The organism is Edwardsiella anguillarum ET080813 (assembly GCF_000264765.2).
In the GTDB taxonomy this organism is placed as follows: Bacteria; Pseudomonadota; Gammaproteobacteria; order Enterobacterales; family Enterobacteriaceae; genus Edwardsiella; species Edwardsiella anguillarum.
In genome coordinates, this window is sequence record NZ_CP006664.1 from 1756912 (window position 1) to 1779115 (window position 22204).

20 protein-coding genes and 1 pseudogene are annotated in these 22204 nt (G+C 58.2%); 12 read left to right on the plus strand and 9 right to left on the minus strand.

All coding sequences use genetic code 11. From position 1 onward, the window contains the following. The first annotated feature begins 12 nt into the window (after positions 1-12). Positions 13-744 (plus strand): phosphate signaling complex protein PhoU, encoded by a 732-nt coding sequence (gene phoU / locus ETEE_RS07910; RefSeq protein WP_034164461.1) that lies wholly within the window; start codon positions 13-15, stop codon positions 742-744. 57 nt (positions 745-801) lie between these two features. Here the strand turns inward: phoU and yieH are convergent, their stop codons facing one another. Then, entirely contained in the window at positions 802-1473 is a 672-nt protein-coding gene (gene yieH, locus ETEE_RS07915; RefSeq protein WP_034164462.1) for a 6-phosphogluconate phosphatase, read from the minus strand. Positions 1474-1539: 66 nt separating this feature from the next. Beyond that, complete coding sequence (gene adeD, locus ETEE_RS07920) at positions 1540-3315, minus strand: adenine deaminase (RefSeq protein WP_034164463.1); 1776 nt, start codon at positions 3313-3315, stop codon at positions 1540-1542. Between the two features lie 210 nt (positions 3316-3525). Here adeD and ETEE_RS07925 point away from each other — a divergent pair. Next, positions 3526-4863 (plus strand): annotated as a pseudogene (locus ETEE_RS07925) (NCS2 family permease). A 300-nt stretch (positions 4864-5163) separates the two neighbouring features. Here ETEE_RS07925 and ETEE_RS07930 read toward each other — a convergent pair. Continuing rightward, on the minus strand, positions 5164-5901 hold the full coding sequence (locus tag ETEE_RS07930; protein ID WP_034164464.1) for a 4'-phosphopantetheinyl transferase family protein: 738 nt from the start codon (positions 5899-5901) through the stop codon (positions 5164-5166). 258 nt (positions 5902-6159) lie between these two features. Here ETEE_RS07930 and ETEE_RS07935 point away from each other — a divergent pair, with 258 nt between their 5' ends. After that, positions 6160-6822: a TVP38/TMEM64 family protein gene (locus ETEE_RS07935; protein WP_051905082.1), complete on the plus strand. Its 663-nt coding sequence runs from the start codon at positions 6160-6162 to the stop codon at positions 6820-6822. 29 nt (positions 6823-6851) lie between these two features. After that, positions 6852-7427 carry a DNA endonuclease SmrA gene (gene smrA, locus ETEE_RS07940; protein ID WP_034164465.1) on the plus strand — a complete coding sequence of 192 codons (576 nt, stop codon included), beginning with the start codon at positions 6852-6854 and terminating at the stop codon, positions 7425-7427. A 34-nt stretch (positions 7428-7461) separates the two neighbouring features. Here the strand turns inward: smrA and mnmE are convergent, their stop codons facing one another. From mnmE to rpmH, 5 genes are all read right to left on the minus strand, one after another. After that, entirely contained in the window at positions 7462-8826 is a 1365-nt protein-coding gene (mnmE, locus tag ETEE_RS07945; RefSeq protein ID WP_034164586.1) for a tRNA uridine-5-carboxymethylaminomethyl(34) synthesis GTPase MnmE, read from the minus strand. Positions 8827-8933: 107 nt separating this feature from the next. Continuing rightward, a complete protein-coding gene (gene yidC / locus ETEE_RS07950) occupies positions 8934-10559 on the minus strand; it encodes a membrane protein insertase YidC (protein ID WP_034164466.1) in 1626 nt (541 codons plus the stop codon). 1 nt (position 10560) lies between these two features. Beyond that, positions 10561-10815 (minus strand): membrane protein insertion efficiency factor YidD, encoded by a 255-nt coding sequence (gene yidD, locus ETEE_RS20025; RefSeq protein WP_015462597.1) that lies wholly within the window; start codon positions 10813-10815, stop codon positions 10561-10563. Continuing rightward, positions 10779-11138: a ribonuclease P protein component gene (gene rnpA, locus ETEE_RS20030; RefSeq protein ID WP_015462598.1), complete on the minus strand. Its 360-nt coding sequence runs from the start codon at positions 11136-11138 to the stop codon at positions 10779-10781. The genes yidD and rnpA overlap by 37 nt, the downstream gene beginning before the upstream one ends. Before the next feature lie 17 nt (positions 11139-11155). Further along, complete coding sequence (gene rpmH, locus ETEE_RS20035; protein WP_015462599.1) at positions 11156-11296, minus strand: 50S ribosomal protein L34; 141 nt, start codon at positions 11294-11296, stop codon at positions 11156-11158. 724 nt (positions 11297-12020) lie between these two features. Here rpmH and dnaA point away from each other — a divergent pair. The 6 genes from dnaA (at position 12021) to ETEE_RS07985 (ending at position 20449) form a co-directional block, all read left to right on the plus strand. Continuing rightward, a complete protein-coding gene (gene dnaA / locus ETEE_RS07960; protein ID WP_095666550.1) occupies positions 12021-13412 on the plus strand; it encodes a chromosomal replication initiator protein DnaA in 1392 nt (463 codons plus the stop codon). A gap of 24 nt (positions 13413-13436) precedes the next feature. Next, positions 13437-14537: a DNA polymerase III subunit beta gene (dnaN, locus tag ETEE_RS07965; protein WP_034164469.1), complete on the plus strand. Its 1101-nt coding sequence runs from the start codon at positions 13437-13439 to the stop codon at positions 14535-14537. A gap of 76 nt (positions 14538-14613) precedes the next feature. Next, on the plus strand, positions 14614-15690 hold the full coding sequence (gene recF, locus ETEE_RS07970) for a DNA replication/repair protein RecF (protein ID WP_034164470.1): 1077 nt from the start codon (positions 14614-14616) through the stop codon (positions 15688-15690). A 43-nt stretch (positions 15691-15733) separates the two neighbouring features. Beyond that, complete coding sequence (gene gyrB, locus ETEE_RS07975; RefSeq protein WP_034164471.1) at positions 15734-18148, plus strand: DNA topoisomerase (ATP-hydrolyzing) subunit B; 2415 nt, start codon at positions 15734-15736, stop codon at positions 18146-18148. A 98-nt stretch (positions 18149-18246) separates the two neighbouring features. Further along, complete coding sequence (gene yidA / locus ETEE_RS07980; protein ID WP_034164472.1) at positions 18247-19065, plus strand: sugar-phosphatase; 819 nt, start codon at positions 18247-18249, stop codon at positions 19063-19065. 85 nt (positions 19066-19150) lie between these two features. Then, positions 19151-20449: a YidR family protein gene (locus tag ETEE_RS07985; protein WP_034164473.1), complete on the plus strand. Its 1299-nt coding sequence runs from the start codon at positions 19151-19153 to the stop codon at positions 20447-20449. Positions 20450-20455: 6 nt separating this feature from the next. On the opposite strand, the gene ETEE_RS07990 is transcribed toward ETEE_RS07985, so the two are convergent. Then, a complete protein-coding gene (locus ETEE_RS07990) occupies positions 20456-20806 on the minus strand; it encodes a YceK/YidQ family lipoprotein (RefSeq protein ID WP_081854103.1) in 351 nt (116 codons plus the stop codon). 275 nt (positions 20807-21081) lie between these two features. Between ETEE_RS07990 and ibpA the strand changes: the two genes are divergently transcribed. Next, entirely contained in the window at positions 21082-21495 is a 414-nt protein-coding gene (ibpA, locus tag ETEE_RS07995; RefSeq protein WP_034164474.1) for a small heat shock chaperone IbpA, read from the plus strand. 116 nt (positions 21496-21611) lie between these two features. Continuing rightward, on the plus strand, positions 21612-22076 hold the full coding sequence (ibpB, locus tag ETEE_RS08000; RefSeq protein ID WP_034164588.1) for a small heat shock chaperone IbpB: 465 nt from the start codon (positions 21612-21614) through the stop codon (positions 22074-22076). The last annotated feature ends 128 nt before the right edge of the window (positions 22077-22204 follow it).

The window sequence follows — 22204 nt, forward strand, 5'->3', positions numbered from 1 at the left end:
TAGGAAGGGAACATGGATAATCTGAATTTAAACAAGCACACCTCCGGTCAGTTTAATGCCGAGCTTGAATATATCCGCACCCAGGTAATGAGCATGGGTGGGCTGGTGGAGCAGCAGCTGACGGATGCGATCACTGCCATGCATAACCAGGATGCCGATCTGGCGCGCCGGGTGGTGGAAGGGGATGCCAAGGTCAACATGATGGAGATCGCCATCGATGAGGCCTGCGTTAAAATTATTGCCAAGCGTCAGCCGACTGCCAGCGATCTACGCCTGGTGATGGCGATTATTAAAACGATCTCCGAGCTGGAGCGCATTGGCGACGTCGCGGATAAAATCTGCCGCACCGCGCTGGAGAAGTTTTCCCAGCAGCATCAGCCGCTGTTGGTTAGCCTGGAGTCCCTGGGACAACATACCGTACAGATGCTGCACGATGTGCTGGATGCCTTTGCGCGCATGGATCTGAATGAGGCCATTCGGATTTATCGGGAAGATAAGAAGGTCGATCAGGAGTATGAAGGCATTGTGCGCCAGCTGATGACCTACATGATGGAGGACTCGCGCACCATTCCCAGCGTATTGACGGCGCTGTTCTGCGCCCGCTCTATCGAGCGTATCGGCGATCGCTGCCAGAATATCTGTGAGTTTATTTTCTACTACGTCAAAGGGCAGGATTTCCGCCATATCGGCGGGGACGATCTGGAGCAGCTGCTGACGGATCATCGCCGGACGGACGAGGCATAGCCTCTCACGCCGCCTCACGCTAAACCGTATCGGGCCGCCCATAAGGGCGGCTTTCTTTTATGCGTCGCGGGTCAGCTGCCAGCCGCGCTGGCGCCACAGCTGCGGGAGCTGGCGCAGATCGTCGAAGGCGGTGACCAGCGGATGGTCGATCGTCGGGTTGTGGGGATCGGCGCAAAAGTAAAATACCGGGATGCCGGCTGCAATGCCGGACTGTGCCCCGGCCGGCGAGTCGTCCACGAGGATGCACTCACCGATATCGACCCCCATGTTCCGGGCCGCGTGGAACAATAAATCCGGCTGGGGTTTCCAGCGCTGGATATCGTAGCCGCTGTACAGGCGATCGCCGAAGAAGGGCAGCATTCCGGTGGCGCCAAGGGAGCTCTGCATTTTGCTGACCGGCCCATTGGAGGCGGTGCACATGGGGACGCAGACTTGGCTTAGCAGCTCGTGGGCGTGGGGGATTGGCTGGAGCTCGCTGTCGAACAGGCGTGCCACCTCGGCGCGGTAGTGGGACTCCATCTCGGCGCGATCGGCCGTAAATGGATGACGCTGCTGTATCACGTCGATAATTTCATACAGCCGCACCCCTTTGAATTCACGATAGATATCTTCCAGCGATAGCGTGATCCCATAGCGGGAGAACATACTGACATAGGCTTTACTGCAGATAATTTCGCTGTCTACCAGCGTTCCATCACAGTCGAAGAGAATACAGCGGATACTGCTCATGGGCGTCCTTTTTGGCCGGTCGGCGCGGAGAGGCCCGCGCCGTATCAACGTTATTTTCGTCCTAGTTTAAACGCTCTCTTCCTGTATGCGAACCTCGGTAAAGCGGAAGTGGTCTACATCATACAGCCCAAGACTGGTCAGCTTGAGCGACGGAATCACCGGCAGCGAGAGAAACGCCATCTGAATAAACGGTTCATTCAGGGTCATACCGCAGTCGCGGCAGGCCTGTTTCAGCGCATCGATGACATCGGCAATCTCCGCTGCCGATCGTGAGCTCATCAGGCCGGCGATGGGCAGCGGCAGATGGGCTACGACCTGTCCGTCGGCAACGACACACAGCCCACCGCCGTCGTCAATCAGCTGATTGACCGCCAGCGCCATCTCTTCTGGACAGTGGCCGATGGTCACAATATTGTGGCTGTCGTGGCTGACGGTCGCCGCCAGCGCCCCTTTGCTCAGGCCGCTGTTGTGCAGAAGGCCTAGCGCCGGCGCCCTTTGCTGACCATAGCGCTCCATCACCGCAATGCGGCATACGTCTGGCGTATCGAAGCGATCGCCCAGCCAGCGTACCGTTCTGGCCGGGGTGATGAGCTCGTTGGGGATCAGCTGAATGGCGCGATAGTCGGCGCCCTGCGCCAGCGGCAGCGTCAGATCTTTGGCGCGGAGCGGGGCTCGCCGTAGGGTATTGTGCTGCGGTGGAGAGCTGGCCAGCTGGCGTGTCGCTGCGCTGCGCAGCAGCAGCTGTGCATCGATGGCCTTACCGCCGGCAAATACCTGGCGAATGGCCACCTGCTCAACGTCATCCAGCAGAACGATATCCGCCTTTTTCCCCGGCGCGATCAGCCCCAGGCGCTTGAGGCCAAAGTGGCGCGCCGCTGACCAGCTGGCGACGCGGTATGCTACGTGTGGCGCGATGTGATGCCGTTGGATCAGGCGCCGGATCAGCGCATCGATGTGCCCTTCGTGCGCGATCTCCCATGGATTACGGTCATCGGTGCACAGCATGCACTGCGGGCTGTTGAACTCGCTGATCAGGGGCGCCAGCGTATCCAGGTTGCGCGCCGCGGAGCCTTCGCGGATCATCAGCGCCATGCCCAGCGCCAGCTTTTCCCGTCCCTCTTCCAGCGCCAGCGTTTCATGGCAGTTTTCCACTCCGGCGGCCAGATAGGCATTCAGCGCTTTGCCGCTCAGCATGGGGCTATGGCCGTCCAGCGTCAGGTGGCGGAACGCATCCAGCTTATCGAGAATCTGCTCATCGCCGGCAATGACGCCGGGAAAGTTCATCATCTCTGCCAGCCCCAGCACGTGGGGATGCTCGCGGTAGGGCAGCATCGCTGTCAGGGGAAACTCTGCGCCGTTGATATCGGTTCCGGCCAGCGCCGGCACACAGGAGCTGATCTGTATGAACTGGTTTTGCTGCGCGCCCTCGGCGCAGCGCAGGAACCATGCCAGCCCCTCCTCTCCCATAACGTTCACGATCTCATGAGGGTCACACACAATGGTGGTGACGCCGAGAGGTAACGTGACGCTTTCGAAGGTGATGGGGGTCATCATGCTGGATTCGATGTGCAGATGGGCGTCGATAAAGCCGGGAACGGCTACGGCACCGCCGGCGTCAATGCGCTCCAGGGCTGCGGCACCGGCGTAGGCCGGCCCGACGCCGGCAATGCTGTCACCGCTGATGAGGATGGGGCCCGGCAGGGTTCCGCCGTTGATGAGATCCAGCAGGAAAACATTGTCGATGATGAGATCGGCAGGCTGATCGCCGCGTGAAACGGCCAGAAGACGCAGCATCGCAGCGCGGGAAAGCGATTGCGTATGTTTGTGATGACTATTTTCCATGTGGGTCACCTTACGGCTATTGGATTTATCATTTTGATATTAAAGCGATTTTATCTGTCTATTGTAGCGATTTTATGTATATAAGCGTTTGCGTTACATCACATTGGCTGATCGGTGGCAAAAAAACAGCAAAAAAAGGATGTGACAGACATCAACATTTGGCATTTTTAGTATAGGATAGCCATCCAAGACACTATACGGATTTCATGTATGAGCCAATCCACGTCCAATACCGCCCAATCCCGGGGCGTATTCGAGCGCGTCTTTAAACTGCAGGCGCATGGTACCACCGTCAGGACCGAAGTGATTGCCGGTTTCACCACGTTCCTCACCATGGTGTACATCGTCTTCGTTAACCCGCAGATCCTCAGCGCCGCAGGCATGGATACCCAGGCCGTGTTTGTGACGACCTGTCTGATTGCCGCCTTCGGCAGTATTCTTATGGGGTTGTTAGCCAACCTTCCGGTCGCGTTGGCGCCAGCGATGGGGCTGAACGCCTTCTTTGCTTTTGTGGTCGTCGGGGCGATGGGACTCTCCTGGCAGATCGGGATGGGCGCCATTTTCTGGGGCGCCGTCGGTCTGCTGCTGCTGACGATATTCCGTATTCGCTATTGAATGATCGCCAATATTCCGCTGAGCCTGCGGGTGGGGATCACCAGCGGTATCGGTCTGTTTATTGCGATGATGGGGCTCAAAAACGCCGGTATCATCGTGCCGAACCAGGATACGCTGGTGACGGTGGGGGAGTTGACGTCGCACCATGTTCTGCTGGGGGCGCTGGGCTTTTTCATCATCGCTGTTCTGGCGTCGCGTAACATTCACGCCGCGGTGCTGGTATCGATTGTGGTGACAACGGCTATCGGTCTGCTGCTGGGTGACGTGCAGTACAGCGGCATTTTCTCTATGCCGCCCAGCGTGACCAGCGTAGTCGGTCAGGTCGATTTGAGCGGTGCGCTGAATATCGGTCTGTCCGGCGTTATCTTCTCCTTTATGCTGGTGAACCTGTTCGACTCCTCGGGCACGCTGATTGGCGTTACGGATAAAGCGGGTCTGACGGACGTCAACGGCAAGTTTCCGCGCATGCAGCAGGCACTGTATGTGGACAGTATCAGCTCCGTCGCCGGTTCTTTCATCGGCACTTCCTCTGTGACCGCCTACATTGAAAGCTCCTCTGGGGTCTCCGTCGGCGGGCGCACCGGGCTGACCGCCGTGGTGGTGGGGCTGCTGTTCATGCTGGTGATCTTCCTCTCTCCGCTGGCGGCGATGGTGCCGGGGTATGCCGCCGCTGGGGCGCTGATCTACGTCGGCGTGCTGATGACCTCGAGTCTGGCGCGGGTTAAGTGGGATGATCTGACCGAGGCGGTACCGGCGTTTATTACTGCGGTGATGATGCCGTTCAGCTTCTCGATCACCGAGGGGATCGCGCTCGGCTTTATCGCCTACTGCGTGATGAAGGCGGGCACGGGACGCTGGCGTGAGATTAGCCCCTGCGTGGTGGTGGTGGCGCTGCTGTTTGTGCTGAAGATAGCATTGGTTGACGCGCACTGATCCACGCGATGAAGCGCAGCAGCGACAGGGAGGGCATTAGCCCTCCCTGTTTGTTTATGGCGTACGGCAGCCGTTCATCAGCTAGCGTCGCGGTCAACGCGGGTGCGCTGGATCTGATCGGTCTATGGAACAGACGATAGAGTCCTGCCTTCTGCCGCTGCGCCGTGTGCGAAGTCGATCGGGTAGAGTCCGCAGCGGCAGCGATTTCTCCCAGGGGTGCGCAAGGCCATGGACACCCAGATGAATAATAAATCCTTTTTATCCAGGTCGCTGGCTTGCCCACATCCTGTGCGCGGTATATCAGTCGGATACCGTCTGTAGCGGAACATGGCTGGTAAAGCGTAGAAACGTTGGTAACAGCTCCAGCGTCTGGCGTTTTTCTCTATCGACGTTGGCCAAGCGCCCGTTGGGCTGCATATACCAGTAGTGCAGCCGCTGTAGCGAGGGCGAGCGGCTGCAGGCCCAGGCGATATCGTTGTGTATCGCACTCAGGGTTTCGACCTGCGGCGTGGCGCTTGAGCGCAGTTTTCCCGCGCCGGGCTGGAGCCGCAGGGTATCGAGTCCGCTATTGCCGAGGCCGGAGATTTTCAGCACGGATTGACGGATGGCCCACAGCTGAGTGGTTGCTTCCAGTCTGTCCTCTTGGCGTGCGATCCAGACTTTTTCCGTATTGCTCAGGTACTGCTGCTGCAGGGGAACGAATCCACCCTGGCGGGCGCGGATTACCTCAATATCCAGGCCTACCTTACCGGTACATCCCAGCATCACCCCGACGATGTTGCCGCCATAGGCCAGGCTGAAGTCGGGCAGGCTGGGATCGATAAAAAAAGGACGCCCGCGGCAGTCGATCGCCGTACGCGGCAGTTTACTGTGGCCATACAGAATGGCCATCAGCTCCGCCAGCGCAACCCGGGCGTGCAGAAAACGCTCACGCCGTTTAGGGGAGTAGTGGAGTGAGGTTGCGATGACGTCTTCGGTGAGTCGATGGACGTCCAGTGGGCGATGCTCTGTGTTCCACCAGACAAAGTGGCTTTCCATAGTCACTCCCTATACTGCCGATCATAATGATGCGTCAGGCGGTAAAGATCGGCGCATTTACCGGTGTCAGTCCAGCTTGCCTGTCACATGGCGGTTGTATAACCCTTAGAAGTATTTATCCTCTAACGATATTTGATAATCATCATGTATGTAATGTGTGGCATAGCGCACTGATTTGGTTACCGCGCTAGCGAGGAATGCGAGATAAGAGGAGACATGCGATGGAAAAGAAGGCGTAAACCTTGGCGGCGATGGGGGATGTTGGCGCTAGTGGCCGTCGCGATCGCCTGTACGCCGCTGCGCACGCTGAGCGGCGATCTGGCGGCGTTGCAGCGTCTGCTGGGGGAGATGGGGTTTGTCTATGGCGCGCTGGGCTATATGATCCTGTTTATTGCCGCCTCGCTGATGCTGTTTCCGGGCAGTATTCTGGTGATCGCGGCGGCGATGCTGTTTGGGGTATGGTGGGGAACGCTATTTTCACTGTTGGCGGCGACGCTGGCATCCGCCTGCGCCTTTCTGCTGGCGCGGTATTTGGGGCGTGACTGGCTACAGGCCCGTTTTGGGTCGCGTCCCCTGTTTCAGCGGATCGCTTTGGGGATGACGCGCTATGGCGTCGACTTTCTGATCTTTACCCGCCTGGTGCCGCTGTTTCCCTACAATATTCAAAACTATGCCTATGGGCTGACGGACATCGGTTTTTGGCGATATACCTGGATTTCAGCGTTAACGCTGTTGCCGGGGACATTTCTCTACAGCTATATGGCGGCGACGCTGGCGCAGCGCGGGGTGACCTGGCAGGTTAGCGTAGAGCTGCTGCTGTGCGGTCTACTGCTGTTTTCCATTACTCAGGCGGCGCGCCAGGTATACCGTCACTGTCTCGGCGCGGTACGCGATAGCCCGGATATGCTGTCAGGCGACTGAGGTTGTGCGAGGAGATAAGGAAGATAAGAATGGATAGCCATCAGCTGTTTTGCCAAGAGATGGCCGGCGTGAAACCGCTGGTATCGGATCGCCGCGTGTCGACGGCGCGCGCCGCGCCACCCAGTGAGGCGCAGCTGGCCCGGCGGGCGGCTGCGCAGCAGACCTTGGATGTGTCTCTGGATTCGCTCTCGATGGTATCGGTCGTGATGCTACGCCCGTGCGATCTGCTGGGATTTAAGCGTGAGGGGATCCAAGACGGGGTTTACCGTAAGCTGCGGCTGGGGAAATATGCGCTGCAGGCGGTTCTGGATCTGCACCGTCATACACTGGTTGAGGCGCGCGCCGCGCTGCTGCAGTTCGTGGCGGACTGCATCGCGCGCGACGTTCGTACCGCGTTGGTATTGCATGGCAAAGGGGAGCGCAGCCAGCCTCAGGCGCTGCTGAAAAGCTATGTCAGCGCCTGGCTGCCGCAGATCCCTGACGTGATGGCGATACACAGCGCCGATAGGCGCCACGGCGGCAGCGGCGCGCTCTATATCCTGCTGCGTAAGAGCGAGCGGCGTAAGGTGGATAACCGCGAGCGTCACCAGAAACGACGGGGATAACGCCGGGCGGGTCGGCGTTCGTTTCGGCGTAGCCTCACTTGCCGATGCAGAAGTTGGTGAAGATGCGTCCCAGCAGATCGTCAGAGGTAAATTCGCCGGTGATCTCGCTGAGCGACTGCTGCGCCAGACGCAGCTCTTCGGCCAGCAGCTCTCCGGCCATGGCGCCGAGCAGCTGATCTTTTCCCTGCTGCAGGTGCAGGGCGGCCTGATCCAGCGCCTGCAGATGACGGCGGCGCGCCAGAAATCCCCCCTCCAGACGAGTGTCAAAGCCCATAATGCGCTTGAGGTGATCGCGCAGTACGTCGACGCCGGCGCCGGTGCGAGCCGACAGGCGTACCAGCGTATGGCCATCGCAGTCGCTGATCCCCAGCGGCTCACCGGTTACGTCCGCCTTATTACGCACCACGGTAATGGGTAGGCTGGACGGCAGACGCGCGATAAAATCGGGCCAGATGGTGACGGGATCGGTGGCGTCGGTGGTGGTGCCGTCGACCATAAACAGTACACGATCGGCGCGCTCGATCTCCTGCCAGGCGCGCTCAATGCCGATACGCTCCACTTCGTCGCTGGCCTCGCGCAGCCCGGCGGTATCGATGATGTGCAGCGGCATGCCATCGATATGAATATGCTCACGCAGGACGTCGCGAGTGGTGCCGGCGATATCGGTGACGATAGCCGCTTCTCGTCCGGCCAGCGCGTTGAGCAGACTGGATTTCCCGGCGTTGGGGCGTCCGGCGATCACCACTTTCATCCCTTCACGCAGTAGGCTGCCCTGGCGTGCCTCTGTGCGTACGCCGGCCAGTTCATCCATCACCGCATTCAGCTGAGCCTCCACCTTACCGTCGGAGAGAAAGTCTATCTCTTCATCGGGAAAGTCGATGGCGGCCTCGACGTAGATGCGCAGGTGGATCAGGGACTCGACCAGCTGATGGATGCGCGCCGAGAAGATGCCCTGCAGCGAGTTGACCGCCGAGCGCGCCGCCTGCTCTGAGCTGGCGTCGATAAGGTCGGCAATCGCCTCGGCCTGCGCCAGATCCATTTTATCGTTGAGAAACGCGCGTTCGGAGAACTCTCCTGGACGGGCGATGCGCAGTCCCGGCAGCTGCAGAATACGCTTTAACAGTAAATCGAGGATCACCGGCCCACCGTGGCCCTGTAGCTCCAGCACATCCTCTCCGGTAAAGGAGTTGGGGCCGGGGAAATAGAGGGCAATGCCCTGATCCAGCGGGGTTCCATCATGGTCTCGGAACGGCAGGTAGTCGGCATAGCGCGGCTTGGGCAGCTTGCCCAATAGCGCCAGGGCTACGGCCTGCGCCTGCGGGCCGGATACGCGCAGGATCCCCACGCCGCCGCGTCCCGGCGCGGTAGCCTGGGCGACGATGGTGTCGGATGAGCTGATCATATTCTCTCTCTTTTGGCTTTGAGTGCTGGCCCGCGCGGCGGGCGACAAGAAAAAAGGGGCGGTCTGATGACCGCCCCCCTGGTACCTCGCTGCATCAGCGTGGGTTATTTTTTATCCCGGCTGTGCAGGCCGCGTTTTTCCAGGCCGCGGTAAATCAGCTGCTGCTGGATGATGGTGACCAGGTTGCTGACGATATAGTACAGCACCAGACCTGACGGGAACCACAGGAAGAAGACGGTAAAGATAACCGGCATAAACGTCATGATCTTCTGCTGCATCGGATCGGTGACGGTTGTTGGCGACATCTTCTGGATGAAGAACATGGTTACGCCCATCAGGATAGGCAGGATGTAGTACGGGTCTGGCGCGGCCAGGTCATGGATCCACAGGGCGAACGGCGCCTGACGCAGCTCGACGGAGCCCATCAGCATGTAGTACAGGGCCAGGAAGATAGGCATCTGGATCAGCAGCGGGAAGCAGCCGCCCAGCGGGTTAACCTTCTCGGTCTTGTACAGCGCCATCATCTCCTGACTCATGCGCTGTTTGTCATCGCCGATACGTTCGCGCATGGCCTGCAGCTTGGGCTGCAGCATACGCATCTTGGCCATCGAGGTGTACTGCGCCTTGGTCAGCGGGTACATGATGCCACGAACGATAAAGGTGATGATAATGATAGCGAAGCCCCAGTTCCCGACGAAGCTGTGGATCAGCTGCAGCAGCTTAAACAGCGGCTGAGAGATAAACCACAGCCAGCCATAGTCCACGGTCAAATCGAGGTGTGGCGCAACGGCAGCCATGTCGCTTTGCAGCTCCGGGCCGACCCACAGCGTGGTGCTGAGCACCTTCTCTGTGTTTGGCGCGACGCTGACGGACGGTGCTTTATAGCCGATAGCGGCCTGGCCGTTGCCCAGATTGGCGGTGTAGAAGGTGTTTACGCCGCTGTCGTGCGGGATCCAGGCGGTGGCGAAGTACTGTTGCAGCATGGCGACCCAGCCGCCCTTCGTCTGCACGTTCAGATTCTTGTCTTCGATATCGCTGAAGCTGTACTTCTGATACTTGTCATCGCTGGAGGAGTAAGCCGCGCCGCGGAAGGTGTGCAGCGCAAAGTTATTGCTGCCGGTATCGCGGTGCTTCGGCAGATCGACAGACTGCTTGAGCTGACCGAACAGGGTCAGATCCAGTGCGTCGTGGCTGTCGTTTTTCACCTTATAGTCAACGGCGATAGCGTAGTCATTGCGCTTAAGAACGAAGGTTTTGGTGTAGATAACGCCGTTCGCAGCGGTATAGGTCAGCGGGATTCGCAGCTCATCTTGGCCCGGCAGCATTTCGTAGCTGGTTTGGTTAGCGCTGTACAGCGGGCGGGCGCCGTTAGCCGGGTTATCCGGACCGCTCTTGCCGGTCAGGCCGCTCTGAGCCTGGTAGACAAACTGCGGCGTGGTTTCCAGCAGCTGGAACGGGGTATTTGAGCCCAGAGTAGCCGGGTAGGCCAGCAGATCGGCCTGCTCGATGTCACCACCGCGGGTGTTGATGGTCAAAGCCAGTACGTCGGTCTTAACCGTAATAAGCTTACCCTGGCCGCTTTCCGGTACTGCCTGGCTAGCGGTGTCACTTACGCTCTGTCCTGCTGTCTGAGCGACCGGCTGCGGATTGTGGTCCGTCTGCCAGGCCTGCCAGATCAAGAAGGACACGAACAGCAGAGCGACGAGGAATAGATTACGTTGCGAATCCATCTTAATGTTCTCTGTTATTGGTCTTTGGCGGCACGGGATCATCGCCACCCGGGTTCAAAGGGTGGCATTTTAATACGCGTTTCAGTGTCAACCAACTGCCTTTTACCACCCCAAACCTGCGCAATGCCTCAATTCCGTACTGTGAGCAGGTGGGATGGAAGCGACAGTGCGGCCCAAGCAGCGGACTGATAAAGCGCTGATAACCGCGTATCAGCGCAATCAGGAGACGCGAGCCTGGCGACAATGGCGACGCCATAATTTTTCCAACATCTCTGTCAGCGCCCGATTATCGAGTTCCTGAACACCCTTTTTGACGATTACCACAAAGTCCATGGCTGGCAGCGAATGCTGACGCAGACGGAAACTTTCGCGTGTCAGGCGCTTGATGCGGTTACGCTCGTGAGCGCGTTTGACATGCTTTTTGGCGACAGTAAGACCGATGCGGGGATACCCCAGCGAGTTCATACGGCCGAGAATGGTAAGTTGGGGCGTACCGGCTCGTTGCGGTTGCTGGAAGACGAAATTGAAGTGATTGGGAGTTAACAAACGTAACTCCCTAGGGAAACTTAGCTTAACCACTAATCTGGTCAGCTAAATTAACCGGCTACGGTCAGACGAGCGCGGCCTTTAGCGCGGCGACGGGCAAGAACCTGACGGCCATTTTTGTTTGCCATACGAGCACGGAAACCGTGGGTACGGTTGCGTTTCAATACGGACGGTTGGAAAGTGCGTTTCATAGCGATTTCTACCTAAACTTTAAATAATTACTGATCAGTAAACGCGTTTGGCTACTCGACGTGAGAACGACCGACGCCTCAATCGCATATATTAAAGAGGCAGGATTGTAATAATTGTACAGTCCTGAGTCAATTGACTTATGCCAAGCAGCTCACCTGGGCTCACACGGGTAAACCCGCTGTCACCGTCACACCTAACCTTCCGGAGGGTTGGGGTACTGCGTTTCCGGCAACAGAACGCAGGCGTAACGCGTGGGTGGCAAATTATACGGACTCCCTACCAAAGCGCAAGGATCTTAGTGTGATCCTTCTGTCGATCTTGGGATCGGTGCGGTATTGATCAACGGTTTTTCTGAAAGTCTCCGCTTTGTGCTGCCGTTAACGCTATATTGCATAGGAAAAGGGATAATCCATACAGGGGGCCGGTTGGTCTGTGGATAAAAAGGATCGATTCTGTGCAGAAGGAGAGGATCTTCTGTGCGGTTTAGGCTATGATCCGCCATCCCGATCGCGATCCCTTTCTTGTGAGGGGCGGTTGTGCGAGTATGCCGCGCAAGCGGTGACCAGGAAGTGGTCAAGTTGTGGGTAACCTGTTTATGATCCCGCCGCCCCGTTGGGATCCGGCCGCATTGCGCGCCGCGGGCTACCGGCTGCATTTCCGGTAATGAAAAACCCTAAGCACCCTAATCATTTCTTATTTATCTTTGTTCGAGTGGAGTCCGCCGTGTCACTTTCGCTTTGGCAGCAGTGTCTTGCCCGATTGCAGGATGAGTTACCTGCCACAGAATTCAGCATGTGGATCCGTCCTCTTCAGGCGGAGCTCAGTGACAACACGCTGGCGCTGTATGCGCCCAACCGCTTTGTTCTTGATTGGGTTCGTGATAAATATTTAAATAATATTAATGGGTTACTTAATGACTTTTGCGGTTCCGATGCGCCGGTGCTGCGTTTTGAGGTGGGCAGCAAGCCGGCAGCCCCGGCTGCGGTTAGCAGCGCCGCCAGTAGCGGCGTGAGCGTGGCGCCGGCCGCCGTTCGGACCAGCAGTCCGGCGCGACCGAGCTGGGAGCGGGTTACCGCCCAGCCGGAGCTCTCCTATCGCTCCAACGTTAACCCTAAGCACACCTTCGATAACTTTGTTGAGGGTAAGTCTAACCAGCTGGCGCGCGCGGCGGCGCGTCAGGTGGCGGATAACCCGGGTGGCGCTTATAACCCGCTGTTTCTATACGGTGGTACCGGCCTGGGTAAAACGCACCTGCTGCATGCGGTAGGCAATGGCATCATGGCGCGCAAGCCTAACGCCAAGGTGGTGTACATGCATTCCGAGCGCTTTGTTCAGGATATGGTCAAAGCGCTGCAGAATAACGCTATCGAAGAGTTCAAGCGCTACTACCGCTCTGTCGATGCGCTGCTGATCGACGATATTCAGTTTTTTGCCAATAAGGAGCGCTCACAGGAGGAGTTTTTTCACACCTTCAATGCGCTGCTGGAGGGCAATCAGCAAATCATCTTGACTTCCGATCGTTATCCGAAAGAGATCAACGGGGTAGAAGATCGCCTTAAGTCGCGTTTCGGCTGGGGACTAACGGTGGCTATCGAGCCGCCGGAGCTGGAGACGCGCGTCGCTATTCTGATGAAGAAGGCCGACGAAAACGACATTCGCCTGCCGGGCGAGGTAGCTTTCTTCATTGCCAAGCGCCTGCGCTCGAACGTCCGTGAGCTGGAGGGGGCGCTGAATCGGGTGATCGCCAACGCCAACTTTACCGGGCGGGCGATCACCATCGACTTTGTCCGCGAAGCGCTGCGTGACTTGTTGGCGCTGCAGGAGAAGCTGGTCACCATCGACAACATTCAGAAGACGGTGGCGGAGTACTACAAGATTAAAGTGGCCGACCTGTTGTCCAAGCGCCGCTCCCGCTCCGTTGCCCGCCCGCGCCAGATGGCGATGGCGTTGGCCAAGGAGCTGACCAACCACAGCCTGCCGGAGATCGGCGATGCCTTTGGTGGCCGGGACCATACCACGGTGCTGCACGCCTGCCGTAAGATTGAGCAGCTGCGCGAAGAAAGTCACGACATCAAAGAAGATTTTTCTAATCTAATCAGAACGTTGTCATCCTAATTACCTAACAGTCATCGTAGCGATATGAAATTTATTGTTGAGCGTGAGCATCTTATCAAGCCGTTGCAACAGGTGAGCAGCCCGCTGGGCGGGCGCCCTACGTTGCCGATTCTGGGTAACCTGTTGCTGCAGGTGGAAGATGGCCATCTGTCGCTGACCGGCACCGATCTCGAGATGGAGATGGTAGCCAGGGTGCCCCTGGTACAGCCCCATGAAGCGGGAGCGACGACGGTCCCGGCGCGTAAGTTTCTGGATATTTGCCGTGGTTTGCCGGACGGCGCCGAAATTTCGGTGGCCTTGGACGGCGATCGCATGCTGATCCGCTCCGGGCGCAGCCGTTTTTCTCTCTCCACCCTACCGGCCGTGGATTTTCCTAACCTGGATGACTGGCAGAGCGAGGTGGAGTTTACCCTGCCGCAGGCGACGCTGAAGCGCCTGATCGAAGCGACGCAGTTTTCCATGGCCCATCAGGACGTCCGCTATTATCTGAACGGCATGCTGTTTGAAACCGAGGGCGAAGAGCTACGCACCGTGGCGACGGATGGTCATCGCCTGGCGGTCTGTTCAATGCCGATCGGTCAGAGCCTGCCGAGCCATTCGGTGATCGTACCGCGTAAAGGCGTGATTGAACTGATGCGCCTGCTGGACGGCGGCGAGACGCCGCTGCGCCTGCAGATTGGTAGCAATAATCTGCGCGCTCACGTCGGGGGATTCATCTTTACCTCCAAGTTGGTCGATGGCCGTTTCCCTGATTATCGGCGCGTATTGCCGAAGAACCCAGATAAAGCCCTGGAGGCCGGCTGTGACGAGCTAAAGCAGGCCTTTGCCCGCGCGGCGATCCTCTCCAATGAGAAATTCCGCGGCGTACGTCTGCACGTCAGCCATAACCAGCTGAAGATCACGGCTAACAACCCGGAGCAGGAGGAGGCCGAGGAGCTGCTGGACGTGGACTATCCGGGCAGCGATCTAGAGATCGGCTTTAACGTGAGCTACGTTCTAGATGTGCTAAACGCCCTGAAGTGTGAGCGGGTGGTGATGATGCTGACGGATGCGGTTTCCAGCGTACAGATAGAAGATGCCGCCAGCCAGGCGGCGGTGTATGTCGTGATGCCGATGCGTTTGTAACGATGGCGCTCCTTTACTCACGTAGTGAGTCTTTGCGCCGCGGCGGATCTGCCGCGGCCATGGCAGGGCGGTGTGCATGGCATTGACCCGTCTCGTGATCCGTGATTTTCGTAACATCGAAGAGGCCGATCTCGCGTTGGCCCCTGGGTTTAATTTTCTGGTCGGCGCGAACGGCAGTGGAAAGACCAGCGTGCTGGAGGCCATCTATACGCTGGGGCACGGGCGGGCGTTTCGCAGCCTGCAGGCCGGGCGGGTGATCCGTCACGACTGCGCCGCGTTTGTGCTGCATGGCCGTATTGATGACGGCGGCGGGCGGGAGCTGGCTGTCGGGCTGAGCAAGGATCGCCAGGGGGACAGCAAGGTTCGCATCGACGGCAGCGACGGTCATAAAGTGGCTGAGCTGGCGCAGATGCTGCCAATGCAGCTGATCACCCCGGAGGGGTTTACCCTGCTCAACGGCGGACCTAAATACCGCAGGTCCTTCCTGGACTGGGGCTGTTTTCATGGCGATCGGGGCTTTTTTACCGCGTGGAACAATCTGCGGCGGGTGTTGAAGCAGCGCAATGCCGCGCTGCGTCAGGTGACGCGCTATGCCCAAATCCGGCCCTGGGATCAGGAGCTGGTGCCGCTGGCCGAGCAGGTCAGCGCGCTGCGGGCGGCCTACAGCGAGGCTATCGCACAGGATATTGCGGCAACCTGCAGCCAGTTTTTACCAGAGTATGCGCTATCCTTTTCGTTTATGCGCGGCTGGGATCGCGAGGGCGATTATGCTGAGCTGCTGGAGCGTCATTTTGAGCGCGATCGGGCGCTGACCTATACCGCGCAGGGGCCGCATAAGGCGGACTTCCGCATCCGCGCCGACGGTACGCCGGTTGAGGATTTGCTGTCGCGCGGACAGCTAAAATTGTTGATGTGCGCGCTGCGCCTCGCACAGGGAGAATACCTGACGCGTCACAGCGGCCGTCAGTGTCTGTATCTGATCGATGACTTCGCCTCTGAGCTGGATGCCGGGCGGCGCCGTTTGCTTGCCGAACGGCTGAAAGCTACCGGCGCACAGGTGTTTGTCAGCGCGGTCAACGCCGATCAGGTCGGCGACATGGTTGATGAAAAGGGCAAGATGTTCCGCGTGGAACAGGGTAAAATAGCCGTTTAGATTCGATTTATTACGATAGTTATCCAATGAGCGAGAAAGGCTGATGTCAAATACGTATGACTCCTCAAGTATCAAGGTATTAAAAGGGCTGGATGCCGTTCGTAAGCGCCCGGGCATGTACATCGGGGATACCGATGATGGTACGGGTCTGCACCACATGGTGTTTGAGGTGGTGGATAACGCGATTGACGAAGCGCTCGCTGGTTATTGCAAAGATATCATCGTCACCATTCACAGTGACAACTCTGTCTCCGTACAGGATGACGGCCGCGGCATCCCAACCGGCATTCACCCGGAGGAGGGTGTCTCTGCCGCCGAGGTCATCATGACCGTGCTGCACGCCGGCGGTAAATTTGACGACAACTCCTATAAAGTCTCCGGCGGCCTGCATGGCGTGGGGGTTTCCGTAGTGAATGCCCTGTCCGAGAAGCTGGAGCTGGTGATCCGCCGCGATGGCCATGTCCATGAGCAAATCTACCGGCACGGTGTGCCGGCGGCGCCGCTGAAGGTGGTTGGCGACACCGAGCAGACCGGTACCCGCGTGCGTTTCTGGCCGAGCATGGAGACCTTCAGCAATGTGGTCGAATTCCAGTATGACATTCTGGCTAAGCGCCTGCGTGAACTCTCTTTCCTGAACTCCGGCGTCTCCATTCGCCTGCGCGACAAACGCAACGATCGCGAAGATCATTTCCACTATGAGGGTGGGATCAAGGCGTTTGTTGAGTATCTGAACAAAAACAAAACGCCGATCCATCCGAACGTGTTTTACTTTTCGACCATGAAGGATGATATCGGCGTAGAGGTGGCTCTGCAGTGGAACGATGGCTTCCAGGAGAATATCTACTGCTTTACCAATAACATCCCGCAGCGCGACGGCGGGACTCATCTGGCCGGTTTCCGTGCGGCGATGACCCGTACGCTGAACAGCTACATGGAAAACGAAGGCTATACCAAGAAGAGCAAAATCTCCGCCACCGGCGACGATGCGCGTGAGGGGCTGATTGCCGTGGTGTCCGTGAAGGTGCCGGATCCCAAGTTCTCCTCTCAGACCAAGGATAAGCTGGTCTCTTCTGAGGTGAAATCCGCCGTTGAGTCGCTGATGAACGAGCGTCTGGCTGAATACCTGCTGGAAAATCCCAGCGATGCCAAAATCGTCGTAGGTAAAATCATCGACGCGGCCCGCGCCCGTGAGGCGGCTCGCAAGGCGCGTGAAATGACCCGTCGCAAGGGCGCGCTGGATCTGGCCGGCCTGCCGGGCAAGCTGGCGGACTGCCAGGAGCGCGATCCCGCCCATTCAGAGCTTTACTTAGTGGAAGGGGACTCTGCGGGCGGCTCTGCCAAGCAGGGGCGTAACCGTAAGAATCAGGCCATCCTGCCGCTGAAGGGTAAGATCCTCAACGTCGAGAAGGCACGCTTCGATAAGATGCTCTCCTCGCAGGAGGTCGCGACCCTGATCACCGCACTGGGCTGCGGCATTGGTCGGGATGAGTACAACCCGGATAAGCTGCGCTACCACAGCATTATTATCATGACCGATGCCGACGTCGACGGTTCGCACATTCGTACGCTGCTGCTGACCTTCTTCTACCGCCAGATGCCGGAAATTATCGAGCGCGGCCATGTGTATATTGCTCAGCCGCCGCTGTACAAGGTGAAGAAAGGCAAGCAGGAGCAGTACATTAAAGACGATGAGGCGATGGACCAGTATCAGATGTCCATCGCGCTGGACGGCGCCGCCCTGCATATCAACGCCGCCGCCCCTGCGTTGGCCGGTGAGCCGCTGGAAAAACTGGTGGCGGAACATTACCAGGTGCAGAAGCTGATCGGTCGCATGGAGCGTCGCTATCCCAAGGCGGTGCTGAATCAGCTTATTTATCAGCCGACCCTCAGCGAAGCCGACCTGGGGAACCAGGCGCAGGTTGAGCAGTGGATTAACTCGCTGGTGGCAACGCTGAACGAGAAGGAGCTGCACGGTAGTGTCTATAGCGCCCGCGTTCTGGAGAATCGCGAACGCCAGATGTTTGAGCCGCTGGTGCGCGTGCGTACCCACGGCGTGGATACCGACTACGCGTTTGACTTTGACTTTGCTCACGGCGCCGAATATCGCCGCATTTGCGCGCTGGGCGAAAAGCTGCGTGACCTGTTGGAAGAGAGCGCCTTCGTGGAGCGCGGCGAGCGTCGCCAGCCGGTGATCAGCTTTGAGCAGGCGCTGGACTGGTTGGTGAAGGAGTCGCGTCGCGGCCTGGCCATTCAGCGCTACAAAGGGCTGGGTGAAATGAACCCGGAACAGCTGTGGGAAACCACCATGGATCCGGAAGGGCGCCGCATGCTGCGCGTGACCATCAAGGATGCGGTGGCGGCCGATCAGTTGTTCACCACCCTGATGGGGGATGCGGTTGAGCCGCGCCGGGCCTTTATTGAAGAGAACGCGCTGAAAGCGTCCAATCTGGACTTTTAATTGCGCCGGATATAATGAGTTGAAAAGGGACGGAAACGTCCCTTTTTGCTGTGGGTTAACCAGCGCTGACCCGCGTGCATTGAATAAGGGAGCCAATCATGCCAATTAAACTGATCGCTATCGATTTGGATGGAACGCTGCTGAACGAGGCGCGGGAAATTACACCGGCGGTAAAGGCCGCCATCGCTGACGCGCGCCGGCGGGGGGTTAAAGTGGTGTTGGCCACCGGCCGCCCGCTGATCGGGGTGCGTCCTTACCTACGCGAGCTGGCGCTGGATGTCGCCGGGGAGTATTGCCTGTGCAATAACGGGGGGCTGATTGTCCATGCCGATAGCGGAGAGACCCTGTTTGAGACCGCGTTGGACTATAGCGACTACCGTTATCTGGAGGCGCTGGCGCGTGAGGTGGGCTGCCATTTTCACGCGCTGGACGCTGAGCGTCTGTTTACCGCCAATAGGGATATCAGTAAGTACACGGTGCACGAATCCTTTATTACCGGCATTCCGCTGTATTTTTGCCCGGCAGAACAGATGGATCCTTCCCTGCGTTTTCCCAAGGTGATGATGATCGATCACCCCGAGGTGCTGGAGGCGGCGATCGCGCGCATTCCCGCGCAGGCGTATCAACGCTATACCCTGCTGCGTAGCAGCCCGTTCTTCCTCGAGATCCTACATCGCGACGTGGACAAAGGGAAAGGGATCGCACGTTTGGCCGAGCATCTGGGTATCGACCGCCAGCATGTGATGTGTATTGGCGACCACGGTAACGATCTGGCGATGATTGACTACGCCGGCCTGGGGGTGGCGATGGGCAACGCCGAGCCGGCCATTCTAGCCGCGGCGCAGTATGTGACGGCCAGCAACCGCGAAGATGGCGTGGCGCAGGCTATCCAGCGCTGGATTCTCAATGCGGCGTAAGCCGCTGTGTAAAATGCCGCTTATGGATAGTCTCTCCGGCGGGCCTGGTTTATGCTGGTAAAAACAGGCCGCCAGGGGGCTAATTATGCGCCATCCATCAGAGTTACAGCTTACCTACGATGCCCGCGGGCATCAGTTGACCAATACCCATGTCTGGACACCCGACAGCCGCTGGATAGCCTATGACGTGCGTCCGCACGGTGCGACATTCAGCGGCGAGACCATTGAGCGGGTCAGCGTGCCCGATGGCCAGACGCAGTGTCTCTACTGCGCCGTCGACGGCGCCTGCGTTGGCGTGGTCACGGTGGCGCCAACGCTGCCGGAGCGCTATGTCTTTATTCACGGGCCGGAGCACCCAGATGCGCTCTGGCAGTACGATTTTCACCATCGGCGTGGGGTGATCGTCAGCGCCGAGCATCCCGACGTTGCAGAGACGCTGGACGCGCTGGATATCACGCCCCCCTATACTCCCGGTGCCCTGCGCGGTGGCTCCCACGTACACGTCTTTAGCCCCGATGCGTCGCGCCTGAGCTTTACCTATAACGATCATGTGATGCACGAGGACTCTCCTGAGCGCGATCAGCGCAACGTGGGGGTCGCGCTGTCGGGATCGCCGGTACGCTCTGCCAAAACGCACCCGCGTGAGTATGATGGCAGCCATTTCTGCGTGCTGGTAACCCACACGACGCCAACGCCGCGTCCCGGCAGCGATGATATCACCCGGGCCTATGAGGAGGGCTGGGTCGGTCAGCGGGGATACCTGAAGCCCGACGGCCAGCGTCAGCGCTGGGCGCTGGCATTTATCGGCGATACGTTGTCAGAAGACGGCCAGCGCGTACCGGAGCTGTTTATTGTTGACCTGCCTGAAGAGGATAGCGCCTATCGTCTGGCTGGCGTCTCACCGCTGCAGGGGAGCGGGGGCACCCTGCCGGCGCCGCCGGCCGGCGTATCGCAGCGGCGATTGACGTTTACCCATTCTCGGCGCTACCCCGGCCTGGCGACGATCCCGCGGCACTGGGTTCGCAGCGCGCCGGACGGCGGGAGCATCGCGTTTCTGATGCGGGACGAAAATGGCGTGGTACAGCTGTGGCGCGTATCGCCTAACGGCGGTGAGCTACGCCAGGTGACCCACGGAGAATATGACGTGCAGTCCGCCTTTAACTGGCACCCGGACGGGCGCTCGGTGCTGATGGTGATGGATAACAGCGTGGTGCGCTGCGATGTGGCCAGCGGAGCGGTCACCCGGATCACCGAGCGTACGGCGCAGCCTCCCTGCGCGGACGCCGTCATTCCGTCGCCGGATGGCCGCTGGGTAGCCTATATGCGAGAGGTCAACGGTTGGGCACAAATTTTTGTCGCGCGCCTGAGCTCGGATGACGAGTAGCCGCGGTCAGTTTCCTAGCGCTGCCGGTGGCGCCATGCCGCTGGCAACGCTGGCCTGCTCGGCGCGCTGAACCCGGGCGCGCGGCGACTCCGCGGCCGGATCGTCGTCGGCGCGGTAGTAGTCATAGGGCAACAGCAGCGTATCGGCAACCGCCGACAGCGGTAGGTCCAGCGCCAACAGCGGGCGCATGGCCCAGCCGCTCTCCTCGCTGCCGATCATTTGCAGATCGTTTTTGGTCCCTGCGTAGTAGCCCTGATGGGGGCCGACGCGCGTCATGACGCTGGAGCATCCGCTGCTGAGTAACAGCATACTCCCGGCAAGCAGGAGCGTGGTATGGCGCACGAAGGGTGTAGTCATAGTGTCATCCTGGGCTGATTCCAATCTGCCGCTGTCTCTTTCCGGCAACGCTGCTTAGCATATACCGGAATATTGACGGTGTGTTTGTTTTTCAGCCAAATTTTGTCAATATGTGCTGTATCATAAAATTTAGACGATAGCGCTTGAAAACGTCAGGATCGTCGCCATCTTATTAAAAGAGCAATGATGGATATGCCGATAGGGTATCTATTTAATCAATCTGTCCATTAGGAAGATTATTTCATCCTCGCTGCATTGTTTAGGAGGTTGTCGCTATGCGTAATTTTGATTTGGCACCGCTGTACCGTTCTGCTATCGGATTCGATCGTTTATTCAATCTTATTGAGTCGGGGCAGAATAATACCAATGGGGGATATCCTCCGTATAATGTTGAACTGGTAGATGATAATCACTACCGTATTTCTATTGCCGTCGCTGGCTTTGATGAGGAGGAGCTTGAGATAATATCTCATTCCAACTCACTGATTATTAAAGGATCTCATCAAGTGAGCGACAAGCAGCGCACCTATTTGTATCAGGGGATCGCCGAGCGTAATTTTGAGCGTAAATTTCAGCTGGCTGAACATATTCATATAGAAGGCGCGCGGCTGGAGAATGGACTATTATTTATCGACTTGGCACGCGTCATTCCCGAGTCGCAGCAGGCGCGTAAGATTGCCATAAAATAACGGCAGTTAGCTGGTTGGCTGATTCTATTTTTTGCCTGCCTTTGGGGGCAATGCAGGTGGAAATAATTCCACCTGAGCATTATTAACATCTCGCTTCTTAGAAGGAGTATATGAACATGCGTAATTATGACCTTTCACCGTTAATGCGTCAGTGGATTGGTTTTGACAAGCTGGCTAATGCCATGCAAACCTCGCTGGAACCGCAGGGATTTCCACCCTATAACATTGAAAAGAGTGATGATAACCACTACCGCATCTCTCTCGCGCTGGCGGGATTTCGCCAGAGTGAGCTGGATATTGAGGTTGAAGGCCCACGCCTGACGGTGCGCGGCAACCCGGTCAAACCGGAAAAGCCGGTGGAGTACCTGCATCAGGGGCTGGTGTGCAAAGCCTTTGAGTTGAGCTTTACCCTGGCAGAACACCTGACGGTAGAGGGCGCCGCCTTTGAAAACGGCCTATTGAATATCGACCTGGTGCGTCACGTACCGGAGGCGCTCCAGCCGCAGCGTATTATCATCAGCGCCGCGCAGCGCGATCCGGCGGCGCTCGAGTGCCGGGATGAACCGAACACCCAACAGTAATAATCAGATCGTCCATACCCCCCGTGGGTATAAACCCTCTCGATTTGGCGCAGCCGCGGCTGCGCCTTTTTTTATTCTGCTATTCCTGACTTTTACAGAATAATCAAAATAAAGGGGCTGGGCGGTCG

Bases quoted from the DNA above. Each gene is read 5' to 3' on its own strand.
- phoU (WP_034164461.1), top strand. From the start codon at position 13: ATGGATAATCTGAATTTAAACAAGCACACCTCCGGTCAGTTTAATGCC.
- yieH (WP_034164462.1), bottom strand. From the start codon at position 1,473: ATGAGCAGTATCCGCTGTATTCTCTTCGACTGTGATGGAACGCTGGTA.
- adeD (WP_034164463.1), bottom strand. From the start codon at position 3,315: ATGGAAAATAGTCATCACAAACATACGCAATCGCTTTCCCGCGCTGCG.
- ETEE_RS07930 (WP_034164464.1), bottom strand. From the start codon at position 5,901: ATGGAAAGCCACTTTGTCTGGTGGAACACAGAGCATCGCCCACTGGAC.
- ETEE_RS07935 (WP_051905082.1), top strand. From the start codon at position 6,160: ATGTTGGCGCTAGTGGCCGTCGCGATCGCCTGTACGCCGCTGCGCACG.
- smrA (WP_034164465.1), top strand. From the start codon at position 6,852: ATGGATAGCCATCAGCTGTTTTGCCAAGAGATGGCCGGCGTGAAACCG.
- yidC (WP_034164466.1), bottom strand. From the start codon at position 10,559: ATGGATTCGCAACGTAATCTATTCCTCGTCGCTCTGCTGTTCGTGTCC.
- yidD (WP_015462597.1), bottom strand. From the start codon at position 10,815: ATGGCGTCGCCATTGTCGCCAGGCTCGCGTCTCCTGATTGCGCTGATA.
- rpmH (WP_015462599.1), bottom strand. From the start codon at position 11,296: ATGAAACGCACTTTCCAACCGTCCGTATTGAAACGCAACCGTACCCAC.
- dnaN (WP_034164469.1), top strand. From the start codon at position 13,437: ATGAAATTTATTGTTGAGCGTGAGCATCTTATCAAGCCGTTGCAACAG.
- recF (WP_034164470.1), top strand. From the start codon at position 14,614: ATGGCATTGACCCGTCTCGTGATCCGTGATTTTCGTAACATCGAAGAG.
- gyrB (WP_034164471.1), top strand. From the start codon at position 15,734: ATGTCAAATACGTATGACTCCTCAAGTATCAAGGTATTAAAAGGGCTG.
- yidA (WP_034164472.1), top strand. From the start codon at position 18,247: ATGCCAATTAAACTGATCGCTATCGATTTGGATGGAACGCTGCTGAAC.
- ETEE_RS07985 (WP_034164473.1), top strand. From the start codon at position 19,151: ATGCGCCATCCATCAGAGTTACAGCTTACCTACGATGCCCGCGGGCAT.
- ETEE_RS07990 (WP_081854103.1), bottom strand. From the start codon at position 20,806: ATGACTACACCCTTCGTGCGCCATACCACGCTCCTGCTTGCCGGGAGT.
- ibpA (WP_034164474.1), top strand. From the start codon at position 21,082: ATGCGTAATTTTGATTTGGCACCGCTGTACCGTTCTGCTATCGGATTC.
- ibpB (WP_034164588.1), top strand. From the start codon at position 21,612: ATGCGTAATTATGACCTTTCACCGTTAATGCGTCAGTGGATTGGTTTT.